General features: G+C 39.5%; 13 protein-coding genes and 1 riboswitch. All 13 genes read right to left on the reverse strand.

Annotated features, from left to right (window positions below; all coding sequences use genetic code 11):
* Positions 1-4: 4 nt before the first annotated feature.
* Genes GX497_12185 through GX497_12245 form a run of 13 tightly spaced genes read right to left on the reverse strand, consistent with a single transcriptional unit; the run spans position 5 to position 11,452 of the window.
* Positions 5-1,126, reverse strand: coding sequence for a cobalamin biosynthesis protein CbiG (locus tag GX497_12185; GenBank protein ID HHY73949.1), 1,122 nt, complete (start codon positions 1,124-1,126; stop codon positions 5-7).
* Positions 1,123-1,899 carry a precorrin-4 C(11)-methyltransferase gene (gene cobM, locus GX497_12190; GenBank protein ID HHY73950.1) on the reverse strand — a complete coding sequence of 259 codons (777 nt, stop codon included), beginning with the start codon at positions 1,897-1,899 and terminating at the stop codon, positions 1,123-1,125. The genes GX497_12185 and cobM overlap by 4 nt, the downstream gene beginning before the upstream one ends.
* Positions 1,896-2,597 (reverse strand): precorrin-2 C(20)-methyltransferase, encoded by a 702-nt coding sequence (cobI, locus tag GX497_12195; GenBank protein ID HHY73951.1) that lies wholly within the window; start codon positions 2,595-2,597, stop codon positions 1,896-1,898. Before cobI ends, cobM begins: the two co-directional genes overlap by 4 nt.
* 13 nt (positions 2,598-2,610) lie before the next feature.
* Positions 2,611-3,810, reverse strand: a complete 1,200-nt coding sequence (cbiE, locus tag GX497_12200) for a precorrin-6y C5,15-methyltransferase (decarboxylating) subunit CbiE (protein ID HHY73952.1) — start codon at positions 3,808-3,810, stop codon at positions 2,611-2,613.
* A complete protein-coding gene (locus GX497_12205) occupies positions 3,803-4,906 on the reverse strand; it encodes a cobalt-precorrin-5B (C(1))-methyltransferase (GenBank protein HHY73953.1) in 1,104 nt (367 codons plus the stop codon). The genes cbiE and GX497_12205 overlap by 8 nt, the downstream gene beginning before the upstream one ends.
* 15 nt (positions 4,907-4,921) lie before the next feature.
* Positions 4,922-5,572 (reverse strand): precorrin-8X methylmutase, encoded by a 651-nt coding sequence (locus GX497_12210; GenBank protein HHY73954.1) that lies wholly within the window; start codon positions 5,570-5,572, stop codon positions 4,922-4,924.
* Positions 5,562-6,338 carry a precorrin-6A reductase gene (gene cobK / locus GX497_12215; protein ID HHY73955.1) on the reverse strand — a complete coding sequence of 259 codons (777 nt, stop codon included), beginning with the start codon at positions 6,336-6,338 and terminating at the stop codon, positions 5,562-5,564. The genes GX497_12210 and cobK overlap by 11 nt, the downstream gene beginning before the upstream one ends.
* A gap of 30 nt (positions 6,339-6,368) precedes the next feature.
* On the reverse strand, positions 6,369-7,211 hold the full coding sequence (locus GX497_12220; GenBank protein ID HHY73956.1) for a sirohydrochlorin chelatase: 843 nt from the start codon (positions 7,209-7,211) through the stop codon (positions 6,369-6,371).
* Between the two features lie 15 nt (positions 7,212-7,226).
* Positions 7,227-8,786: a precorrin-3B C(17)-methyltransferase gene (gene cobJ, locus GX497_12225; GenBank protein ID HHY73957.1), complete on the reverse strand. Its 1,560-nt coding sequence runs from the start codon at positions 8,784-8,786 to the stop codon at positions 7,227-7,229.
* Positions 8,776-9,645, reverse strand: a complete 870-nt coding sequence (locus GX497_12230) for an ABC transporter ATP-binding protein (protein ID HHY73958.1) — start codon at positions 9,643-9,645, stop codon at positions 8,776-8,778. Before GX497_12230 ends, cobJ begins: the two co-directional genes overlap by 11 nt.
* Position 9,646: 1 nt before the next feature.
* Positions 9,647-10,438, reverse strand: a complete 792-nt coding sequence (gene cbiQ / locus GX497_12235) for a cobalt ECF transporter T component CbiQ (protein ID HHY73959.1) — start codon at positions 10,436-10,438, stop codon at positions 9,647-9,649.
* Positions 10,435-10,713: an energy-coupling factor ABC transporter substrate-binding protein gene (locus GX497_12240; GenBank protein ID HHY73960.1), complete on the reverse strand. Its 279-nt coding sequence runs from the start codon at positions 10,711-10,713 to the stop codon at positions 10,435-10,437. The genes cbiQ and GX497_12240 overlap by 4 nt, the downstream gene beginning before the upstream one ends.
* Positions 10,703-11,452, reverse strand: coding sequence for an energy-coupling factor ABC transporter permease (locus tag GX497_12245; GenBank protein HHY73961.1), 750 nt, complete (start codon positions 11,450-11,452; stop codon positions 10,703-10,705). The genes GX497_12240 and GX497_12245 overlap by 11 nt, the downstream gene beginning before the upstream one ends.
* Positions 11,453-11,598: 146 nt before the next feature.
* Positions 11,599-11,785, reverse strand: a riboswitch (cobalamin riboswitch).
* Between the last annotated feature and the right edge of the window lie 32 nt (positions 11,786-11,817).

Here is an 11,817-nt window from a genome sequence, read left to right on the forward strand (position 1 = left end):
TAGCCTAATGATTGATAATCGCTACTGAGATTGTTACATTTCCCGATTTTTTCTTTGTTAACACAAGTTCGTTGCAACCGCTATAAATGCGAGCTGCAGGTTCACTTACTCCATACGCGCCTGTATATTTAAAAACGGTGTCAGAAGGTTCACTAATTGGTACACGATTTAACTCTTCGGGAGAATATACAACGAAATCCCAGCCGAATTTAGCTACTGTCTTAAGGAAACCTTCCTCGTCTTTCTTCAAGTCTATTGTACATAATGCTTTCACACTTTTAATAGAAAAATGTAACCCAGCTAACGTTTCCGTAATAACTTGTTCAATTTCTGCAGCACTTGTTCCACGGTTACAGCCCATACCTAAAACAATGACCTTCGGTCGATAGAGAACACCATTAGTCAGCAGCTTTTCTTCTTCCTTTGAAAGAATTCTGTGGGTAATGACTAAGGCTGCATCTGGATTGCCCTTGATTGCCTCTTGAGTAGAAGTAAAGATTACGATATTAGCTGGAAGTTGTGAGTCAAGATGCCACCAATTTTGTTCTCCAGATTCTTGAATGACGGCCACCTTTTCTTCATTAACTACTGACGCACTAACAGAAGTAACCTTTTCATCTGATTCCAACGTCCAGTTAAATTGTCTGCCGAATAGATCAACGGGAATTGTCTTTTGCACATCGGAAGCAGTCGTGATGACTGGACGGGCATTTAATAAAGATGCGACTTGTCTTGTTAACTCATTTGCACCACCTAAATGCCCTGATAAAACACTAATCACATGGTAGCCAAGGTCATCAACAACAACAACTCCTGGGTCAGTTTTTTTATCGTTAAGAAGCGGTGCAATCATGCGGACAACAGCGCCTAAAGAAACAAATAAGATAATCCCTTTATAATTTTGAAAAAGAGCAGGCAATAATAGGCGAACACTGCCTGAAAAAAGCTGGATCTCTTTTTCATTTTCGTCGCCTTGTGCAAATTTACTCATATAATATAAATCGGAATCAGCAAATTTTTGCTGTAAATTTCGCGCAAGCTGTACGCCATGCTTTGTAATTGCTACAATTGCATAATCACTTTTATTTTTGATAGGTGCTGCCGCGTTTTCCTCCAATAAAATCATTCTGCTTTCACACCTTTTCGATAGCCATGTGTAAATGCTTGATCATATAACTTTGAGCGATAATCTTTGTCGCAAATATGTTCATCCAAAGCCCAGCCCGCTAAAATCATTGCCTGCTTGCGGATGCCATTTTTTTGCATATCCATATCAAGGTTTTCCAAGGTTGTACGGACAATCTTTTCATCAGGCCATGTCGCTTTATAAACAACAGCTACCGGCGTTTTTTCATCCCAGCCTGCCGCCAAAAATTCTCCAACGATTTTTTTCGTTAATGTTGCGCTTAAAAAAAGAGCGATTGTACAGCGATGCTCGGCTAGTTGTGTAAGTTTTTCGAACTCTGGCACAGGAGTTCGGCCCTCGGCTCTTGTTAAGATTACCGTTTGCGTTAGCTCTGGAATCGTTAGTTCTGCCCCAACTCTAGCAGCCGCTGCAAACACAGAGCTTACCCCTGGAATAATTTCTACTTCTACCTGTTCCTTTTTTAGCAACGCCATTTGCTCCATAATTGCCCCGTAAACGGCCGGGTCGCCAGTATGAACGCGGACAACTTTTTTGCCTTCTTTCACTCTTGAAACCATAAGACCAACCATTTCATCTAAATGCATCCCCGCTGTTTTAACTATTTCCGCAGTCAGCTTACATTTTTGCATCAATTGTTCATTCACAAGCGAATCAGCATAGAGTACCACATCTGCTTCTTCAATTAGCCGTAGGCCTTTCACTGTAATTAACTCTGGATCACCAGGTCCTGCTCCAATAAAATAGATTTTCACTTTCGCACCACCATTAACGTTAAATATTCTAAATCAACATCTTTCAAATCGTTCACATTCCAAATGATTTCCTCATCAGAAGTAACCTTAGTAACAACAGAGGCATTATTAGTTAATTTTAATTCCGCTAATAAATCCAACATTGGCTTAATAACTTTAGCAACCTTTAAGAAAACAACACAATCATTTTCCGATATAACTTTTTTCATTTCACTATAATCAGCGGTCGCAGGAACGATAGCAATTTTATCATCTCCATCTGCTAAGGGAAGTCCAAGTCTAGATGCTGCCCCGTTAATTGATGAGATTCCAGGTATTGTTTTGATTGCGATGTGCGGGTACTTTGATTTCATCAGCTTCATCATATGTATAAACGTGCTATATAAAAGCGGGTCCCCTTCCGTTACAAAAGCAACATCCTTTCCTTCCGAAAGCTTAGCGGAAACTAACTCCACCGTGTTTGTCCATTCTTTTTCTAAGACAGCCTGGTCCTTTGTCATTGGAAAAACAAGCCCAAGCATCTCCTTTTCATTTGGATTGACATAAACATCAATGATTTTATGGGCATAGCTTTTACTGCCTTTGCGGCTTTTTGGATAAGCTATCACAGATGATTCCTTTAAGATTCTAAATGCTTTTACTGTAATCAGTTCTGGGTCACCAGGTCCGACGCCGACCCCATAAAGCGTTCCAATCATATTTGTTCTCCTCTCAATGCTTAGAAGCTGTAATTATATAAATAGGGTTTAATGCTTCAAATCTCGTTAATTGTAATATAGGCTTGCTCTTTGAAATTTGTGCAAGCGTAATAGCAACATCAAGATTATTCTGTTTAAAACTATTGACAGCCTGCATTAAATTTTCAATTGTAGCCGCATTTAAGACAATACGACCGTTTTCGTTTAAGCGGCTTGAACATATATTTAAAATCTCATTGATATTTCCCGCCGTGCCGCCTATAAATACGGCATCTGGATTTGGAAATTGCTCTAATCCATCAGGTGCTTTCCCATGGACAACGGTCACATCTGCGCGAAATTTTTTCATATTTTCATAGCAATTTACAATATCATGTTCATTTTTTTCAATTGCGTAGACAGCACCTTCTTTCGCAATTCTTGCTGCTTCAATCGCCACTGAACCAGTACATGTCCCGATATCCCATACGATGGAATCCTTCTTTACGTTAAGAGCTGCCAATGAAAGTGTCCGTATTTCTTTTTTCGTAATTAATCCTTTTTCAGGCTTTCTTTGAAAAAATTCGGCATCGTTAATTCCTAATCCCCATTCTGGGCTAGGGGCTGCTTTTTTTAATATGACAACATTTAATGGAAAAAATTGTTCATCAGCCATTTCCGCCAAAGTGAAGAAGCGGCAGCGTTCCTTTTCACCGCCTAAATGTTCGGCAACAAAGGCTTTATACTCTGTCATACCAAACTGTAATAAATATTTAGCAATGACAGCTGGGGTATTCTCTTCATCTGTAAGAATGGCAACTTTGGCTTCACCATCAATTTTTTGTGCCAACCCCTTTATTGCTCTGCCATGAACACTTATAAATTTGGCATCATGCCAGCGCTCCCCCATTTTCGCAAACGCTAGTTGAATCGAACTTAAATTCGGGTAGATTTCTACCTCTATTTTGCTCGCTAAGTAACTGCCGATTCCAAAAAACAACGGGTCACCTGATGCTAAAATAACCGTATTTCTTGTTTCTTCTACTAGCTGATTCACTAGCTTTGCCAACCCACCCTTAATTGCTAATTTTTCACCTTGATAATCTGGAAAAAAAGCTAGCTGCCTTTCTCCGCCAATTAGCAGTTCACTTTCATAAATCCATGCTTCATATAGAGGAAGGAGGCTTTCCTTGCCGTTATCTCCAATCCCGATTATTTTTATTGAACTAGTCATGTAAAATCGCCCTTCCTAAAAACTCTCCATTTAATGTAAAGAGCACTGTCTCAATATCAATGCCACCTTTGATTTCCTTGTAAGCAGCTTGATTACATAAATGACAAAGTGTTTCGAAAAAAGTATGGGTTCCAAGTACTGCCATTAGGTCGCCAACCTGGGATGCTGTATTAGCCTCCCTTATTTCCGCTATAACGTTTTCAGGAGCACCTGACATCTTCGCAACCTCGGCTAAAAACTGAAAGTCAACTTGGGAGCCTTTTGAATGGACCATCATATCGCCTTTTGCAATTTTCGAAAATTTGCCCATCATTCCTACCATCGATACTTTTTTTACACCTTGTTTCTTGCATTGCTTTAACGTAAATCCGACAAAATCCCCCATTTCAATAAATGCTTCTTCACGCAAATGAGGGTATGTCTTCATCGCATATTTTTCACTGCGGCCGCCTGTTGTAATAACAACATGCTCGCATTCGTTGGCATGAGCTACTTTAATGTATTGCACAATGCTGGCCATATAAGCTGAAGACGAAAATGGAACGACAATCCCTCTTGTACCTAATATAGAAATACCGCCAATTACGCCAAGGCGGGCATTCAATGTCTTTTTAGCTATTATTTCCCCATCTGGAACAGAAATAGTGACAGAAATGCCACGATTGATTTCAAATTCATTAAGTAATTCTTGGACAGTTTCTTTAATCATTTTCCTTGGAATCGGATTAATGGCCGCTTCACCAATTGGAATAGGCAACCCAGGCTTTGTAATCCTACCGACTCCGATACCTCCATCTAATTGGAAACCCTCCTCAGCTGTCCATTGTACCGTTGCTAAAATGAGCGCCCCATGTGTCGCATCAGGGTCATCACCGCCATCCTTGATTACTCCAGCAATCGCTTTATCGTTATAAAGATTACATTCCACAATTTCAAACATTACATGTTCACCAGCAGGTATATAAATTTTAACGTGTTCAACCACTTTTCCTGTAATCAACGCTAATAATGCTGCTTTTGTTGCAGCGGTAGCACATGCACCAGTTGTGTAGCCATATTTTAATTGTTTTTTTGTTTCTGTCTTTGAATCTTCCATTTCAACATTCAATCCTTACGATTGTTGATCCGCTAAAATTGAAATTGCATTTAAAGCTGCGACAACAACAGTGCTACCGCCTTTTCGACCAATATTAGTAATAAACGGAATAGTTAGCTTTGCTAATTCTTCCTTTGATTCGGCAGCCGATACAAAACCAACAGGCATTCCAATAACGAGGCTTGGCTTCGCTTCCCCTTCTTTGACAAGACGAATTAATTCTAAAAGAGCAGTCGGCGCGTTGCCGATAACATAAATGCCGCCGCTTACTTCTCTAGCAGCCTTTCTCATCGAAATAATCGCTCTCGTTGTATCTAAACGCTTCGCTTCCTCGACTACATCCGGATCAGAAATATATACTTTCACTTCACTGCCGTATTTCTCTAAGCGCGGCTTGCTAATGCCAGCTTGCACCATTTGCACATCAGCGACAATTTTTTCACCATTTAAAATTGCTTTAATCCCAGCTTGAACAGCATCTGGATGAAAAATCATACTTTTTCCAAGTTCAAAATCTGCTGAGGAATGGATGACTCGTTGCACAACAGGATATTGTTCCTCAGTATATGAATGTTCACCAATTTCTTCGTCAATCATTTCAAAGCTTTTTCCTTCAATCTGTTGCGGCTGAATTGTGATAGGTTTAAATTCAGTTTTAAAATCCATCCGTTTCGACTCCTTTTAAATGATTTATAATACTTTGGATTGTTGAAAATGTAACCCCATATTGAATATTCGGGCGTTTAATGATAATTGTTTCAATTCCAAGCTCAATGGCAGCAGCAATTTTTTCATCTACTGACCCAGCTTGTCCACTTTCCTTTGTAACCATCAATGTCACTTTAAATTGTTCAAAAAGAGCTTTATTAAATTCTTTAGAAAACGGACCTTGTATCGCAACGATATCCTTTTGCGGCAAGCCTAGCTGTTCACATTTCTCCATATTATCTTTTCTTGGAAGCATTCTTGCGATGACCCTCGTTTCTGGTAAATGGAGAAGTTTATCCGTAAAAATCTGTAATGTTTTGCTGCCAGTTGTAAGCATAATTATGCCTTTTTTTTCAGCAGCCAACTCAGCAGCCGCTTCATATGAATCTACCACTGTTAACAGCTCATGCTGAAATGATTGCGTAGGCCGCTCGAAGCGAATATACGGAATGTTGGCCTGTTCGGCTCCTTTCATTGCGTTTTTGGAGGCCTCTTCAGCGTAAGGATGACTGGCATCAACAACAACATCAAAATGATGGTCCTTTATAAGTTGAGCGATATCCGCATCTGTTAATCTGCCAACCAATACTTGCAGTCCTGCCTTTTGAAGCTCTTTTTCGGCGTTATTCGTTACGACAGTTGTCATGACCTCAAACCCGTTGGCAGTAAGTTCAAGAGCAAGCTCTCTGGCATCACTAGTCCCGGCTAATTGCAATATCTTCAAAACATTCCCACCTCCAATTACTGTGAAAATTTAAGAATGATGGTGATTGTGTTCATGATGATGGTTCATGTGCTCCATTGCCCCTAAGCGGTACTGGCATGTATCACAATTCATTTTCACATCATCTTTAAGAGCTTCCTCAACGCGATTCATTACTATCGTTTGCAAGTTTTTATGAAAACCAAAATAACTAGCTAATGCAAAGTCACAATTTGGATATTTCTCTGAAAAACTAACAACCATTTTCTCAAGACGTTTTATTAAAATACCCGTAAATAAGAAGTAAGGTAAAATAACAACCTTCTTCGCCCCTAACAATGCACAACGCTCTACCACTTCATCAATAAGTGGATTCGTAACCCCCATAAAAGCTGGCTCTACTAAGCGATAATTTAATTTCTCCCATAACAGTCTCGTAATCTTGTAAAGATCACTGTTGGCGTCCGGGTCACTACCACCACGCCCTAGTAAAATAATCGCCGTATTAGAATCTGCTTTATTCAAATCTAAACCAACTTCCTCTAGGCGATTCATACAAATGTCCAAGGCGGCATCATGTATACCGATAGGCCGCCCGTAAGTAAAGTGGACAGTCGGATATTTTTTCTTTGCTTCATCAAGACAAGCTGGGATATGGATTTTTGAATGTCCCGCCTGCAAAAGCATAAGCGGGATTACAAATACATGTGTCGCTCCTTTTTTTACACATGTATCAATTCCATCCATAACAGTAGGCATTTCAAATTCTAGAAAACATGTTTCAACGAGCAAACTAGAATCAATAGCTGGCTTCATTTCATTAATAAATTGACGAACCTCTTCATTCCCCTCAAAGTCCTGACTCCCATGGCCAACAAACAAAATTGCTTTCATGCCGTTTCCCCCCTATTAATCTCCGCATAAAGCAGGTGTAATCTCAATATTTGGCATCATATCCTTATATTGATAGCCGCAAATCACTTTCACTCGCTTAAAAAACTTAAATAATCTTTCGTTTGGGTGCGCCTTTTCCTTGTATTCATTGATAACGCCTTCCACTACCTCGACAACTCTATCAGGATCAATGCCCTCTTCAACCATTTGTCCTGAATGAGCTGTACGGCCAACAGGCTTGGCCCCAATAAACAAATCAAATTTTCCTTGCCTGTAGACGAGTCCAATATCCTCTTTCACGGCCCCATAGCACGCCATTCCACAGCCATTGATTCCTAGCTTTAATTCCTTTGGTAAAGACATCCCGCCAAATTGCTCCTGTAACTCTTCCGCATATGGAATTGGGTCCTTTTTCTCACCGTCACAAAAATCACAAGCTTTAACAGTTAACACATCACCAACAGGAGAAAGTATAAAGCCGGCTTCCGTTAATTTATCAATGATGACGTCTGGATTAGAGGTTGGAACCTGGATATGAATTTGATGGTCCGTTGAATACTCAAGCGTCCCCCGTTCACCAGCTACATCAGCTAAAATGACCATTTGCTGTGCCGTGAATTTTTTGTTGGCAACCCCAGGGCTTACAGCAAGCTCTAAAATATCTTCAATCTTCGTTTCTCTAACAGCATCTGCTAATTTCTTTAGTGCTTCTTCGGCAATTTCAACAGTAGTCTCAGCCTTTTTGCCACCGTGAAGTGCCCATGGCTCATTCTCCTGCCTTAACCGTTCATGTAATTGAAGTCGTTGTTCATCCGTGTTTAATGAATACTTTCTATGGTAACCTCTAGGGGTGATGATTTTCCCACTGTAAAGAAATGTCGTCGAATTTCCAATGATAACAGTTGTTAACATGCCTATTTCATGTTCAAGCATCTCCCCTAAAGTCGTCACAATGACACTTTCTCGCTCCCTGTAAGCACTTTTGACTAAGCCAACTGGTGTATGAGGGCTGCGATATGTAAGTAAAATTCTTTGTGCTTCTTCAATTTGCCTCGTTCTGCGGCCACTTTTCGGATTATAAAGGGCAATTACAAAATCTGCGATGGCTGCTGCTTCAACACGTTTCGCGATGAGCTCCCATGGTGTTAAGTGGTCACTAAGACTAATCGTGCACGCATCATGCATAATCGGTGCCCCTAATAATGATGCACAAGAATTAATGGCAGAAATCCCTGGAATAATCTCGACTTCAACACCTGTCTTCGAATCCCAATCTTTTTCAACAAGCACCTCATAAATTAAGCCAGCCATGCCATAAACACCAGCGTCACCACTGGAAACAACAGCTACTTTTCGTCCTTGTTCAGCCAATTTCACAGCCGCTTGCGCCCTTTCAACCTCCTCCGACATCCCTGTGCTAATAATCTCTTGATCTGTAATTAAATCTTTTACTAAATCTATGTAAGTTTTATAACCAAGGATACAATCAGCTTCAGCAATTCCTTCTTTCGCGCGTTCTGTAAAATGCTTTTCACTGCCTGGTCCAAAACCGATGACGATTAATTTACCTGACATTTGCATAATCCTCCCTGCTCTCTAGCAATTTTTTTAACAACTGTAAAACTTCTTTTTTAGATGCTGTGCTCATATTGACTTTGCAAAAATGCGAGGCTTCTTTTACAAGTTGTTTTAACTGAAATAACAATGGAACGGACAAACCTTTTTCCAAAACAAATTTCTCATTTGTAAACAGCTCATCAGCTGTCCCTTCATAGACAAGACCGCCATTTTCGATAACAAAAATCCAATCAGCCCATTCATATGCAAGTTCAAGGTCATGAGTAGACATCACGACAGTTGTCCCAGCTTTGTGAATGCTATTTAATTCCGTCAGAAATACTTTCGTTTGGGCTGGATCAAGATAAGTGGTCGGTTCATCTAACATTAAAAGCTCTGGTTCAAGCCCCATAATCCCTGCTAGAGCCACTCGTCTTTTTTCACCTAAACTCAAATGATGGATAGGCTTATCCTTCAAATGCTCAATATGATAGCGTTTGATGATTTGCTCGACCTTTTCCTGCAATTCTTTCCCCTCATATCCTGCATTAACAAGCCCATATGCCAAATCTTCGATTACGATAGGGGCAATTAACATTTCATCAGCGTTTTGAAAAAGCAGCCCTGTTTTTCGACGAAATTCTTTTAAATATTTTTTCTTTAAAACAAGCGGCTCTCCTTTCCAAAGCAGCTGACCGATACTAGGTTTTAGCAACCCATTTGCTAGAAGTAAAACAGTTGATTTTCCAGAGCCATTATGACCTAAAACTGCACATTTCTTTCCAGCTGGAATTTTCATTGAAAAATTTTGCAAAGCAGCTTGCCCATTGCCTTCGTAGGCAAACGTAATATTCTCAAATTCTAGTACATTATTCATTTCAGCTATTTCTCCACCACCACTCTAAACCAATTAGTAATGTAATGACACATATACATGAACAAACAAATGTCCACGGAACCTTTTTTTCTCTTTGCTCTGGATAAAAAAAGCGATCAGTAAAACCCCTTGATTCAACTACAAATGTCATTCTTTTATATTTTTCAAATGTTTTGAAAAACAATTGAACAACGACTAAGCCGACACTATGGAGCTTACGTTTCCAAGTAAGATTTCCTAGTCTTGAAGCAACAACTAAATTTAATTCCGCAACATACTGGAAAAATATAAAAATAAAGCGATACATGCTAACTAATACGTCTAACAATACTTGTGGAACGCCGATTTTATGTAAGGCTTGCAAAATTTCGTTAAAAGGAGTCGTAATGAAAAGTGCAAAAACACAAATAAATACACTAATTGCTCGGCATATGATCGAATAAGCGAACTGCAAGCCTGTTTTTGAAATATAAAACTGCCAATGCTTCATTGTTATGATTGGAAACAATACATCATTGTCCGTCGCTGACATTTGTGACACACCGATTACTAACGCTGGCATGCTTATTAGTAAAAATAAACTCGGAACGACTAACCACCTACATAAGAACAAAATAGGAATCTTCGCAAAGCATAATAAAAAAACAACTACCCCGACAAAAACAAACAACTGAACAGGAACATGGGAAATATAGGTGATGGCTACAAGCAAAAACGTGAAAATGATTTTATAGCTAGCAGCAATATTCCGAAAATGGCTCTTGTAACTCATCGTATCTAGTTGAAAATTCATTGCTTTCTATGACTCTCTTTCCTTCCTTTGGATAGGCCGAAATAATAGCCAATAAAACCAGCCCCAGCTGCTGCTTGGAGAGCAAACAAAAAGCTTTCGACCTCACTGCTAGTTGGTGTAAAAACAGCAGAAAACCATGGTTTGTAATCAGGGCTTAACTCTTGAATTTGTTCTTCAGCAAGGCTGTCAGCCCCAAAAAAATTTGCATTGCCGATGAACAGAAGTGGGCTAAACGTGATTACTAACGCTGCCAAGATGAGCCATTTATTTTTCACCTGTAACCACTCCTCGCTTCATATCTTGTAAAAAATGAATCTCCTTTGCATTATATGAAATCAACCAATTCCAAACGAATACAGTTAAAAGCCCCTCAACGACAGCTAACGGAATTTGAGTTACTGCAAAAATTGCTAAAAATTTAATAAAGGCAGTGCCAACCCCTCCAGTTGGAAAAGCCAATGCTAATTGCAGCGAAGTAAAAACATAGGTTAGCACATTGGCGAGAAATGCCGCTGTAAAGATTGCAAGTGATTGCTTATTTACAAGACGGATCAGCCATTTGTAGGAATAATAGCCAACAAAAGGGCCAACGACTGCCATTGAAAAAGCATTTGCTCCTAAAGTAGTGATGCCACCATGAGCAAGTAGTATCGCTTGGAAAAATAATACGAATGTTCCCAATACTGCCATTACCTGCGGGCCAAAAAGAATCGAGCCAAGACCAACACCTGTAGGATGGGAGCTGCTACCTGTTACTGATGGGATTTTTAAAGCTGATAAAACAAAGACAAAGGCTCCCGCCAATCCTAGCATTAGTTTAAGCTGTGGGTATTCCTTTGTTATTTTCTTCATTTTTAACAGGCCCCATAGGAAAAAAGGGATAAATACGCCCCACCAAAACAAAGTCCAACCTAATGGTAGATATCCCTCCATAATATGCATCGCATACGCATCATTAGGTGAATTGAATGTAAAATAAAGGAACAAAACTAAAATTAACAATAGCTTTGACATTTACATCTCTCCTTTTTCTTTATATACAAACAAAAAAACCTTATCTCGATGATGAGATAAGGTTTCAACATATGCTTTGCGACTATGCCAAAAGATAAAAGGACATAGAATACCAGCTAGAAACCTTATCCTCCCCACCGAAGGTATAAGCATTCGACTTTAAAAGCAGGTTTCCTGGCTCGTACTTCCCTTTACTCTTGTCCCTTCCCAGATTATAATCCAGTGGCTTTGACAATTTCATCCATACTCACAGTAGCGGGGGCTGCATCGGACTTTCACCGATTTCCCTATTATCTATATAAAATATATAGCACTTTTAAAGCTGATTATTTAGTTGTAAATATACTAATCATTTAACAGCAAAG

Source organism: Bacillus sp. (in: firmicutes), from assembly GCA_012842745.1.
In the GTDB taxonomy this organism is placed as follows: Bacteria; Bacillota; Bacilli; order Bacillales; family Bacillaceae_J; genus Schinkia.

Excerpts from the sequence above, each read along its gene's own strand:
- GX497_12185 (HHY73949.1), bottom strand. The coding sequence starts at position 1,126 with ATGATTTTATTGGAGGAAAACGCGGCAGCACCTATCAAAAATAAAAGT.
- cobI (HHY73951.1), bottom strand. The coding sequence starts at position 2,597 with ATGATTGGAACGCTTTATGGGGTCGGCGTCGGACCTGGTGACCCAGAA.
- cbiE (HHY73952.1), bottom strand. The coding sequence starts at position 3,810 with ATGACTAGTTCAATAAAAATAATCGGGATTGGAGATAACGGCAAGGAA.
- GX497_12205 (HHY73953.1), bottom strand. The coding sequence starts at position 4,906 with ATGGAAGATTCAAAGACAGAAACAAAAAAACAATTAAAATATGGCTAC.
- GX497_12210 (HHY73954.1), bottom strand. The coding sequence starts at position 5,572 with ATGGATTTTAAAACTGAATTTAAACCTATCACAATTCAGCCGCAACAG.
- GX497_12220 (HHY73956.1), bottom strand. The coding sequence starts at position 7,211 with ATGAAAGCAATTTTGTTTGTTGGCCATGGGAGTCAGGACTTTGAGGGG.
- cobJ (HHY73957.1), bottom strand. The coding sequence starts at position 8,786 with ATGTCAGGTAAATTAATCGTCATCGGTTTTGGACCAGGCAGTGAAAAG.
- GX497_12230 (HHY73958.1), bottom strand. The coding sequence starts at position 9,645 with ATGAATAATGTACTAGAATTTGAGAATATTACGTTTGCCTACGAAGGC.
- cbiQ (HHY73959.1), bottom strand. The coding sequence starts at position 10,438 with ATGAATTTTCAACTAGATACGATGAGTTACAAGAGCCATTTTCGGAAT.
- GX497_12245 (HHY73961.1), bottom strand. The coding sequence starts at position 11,452 with ATGTCAAAGCTATTGTTAATTTTAGTTTTGTTCCTTTATTTTACATTC.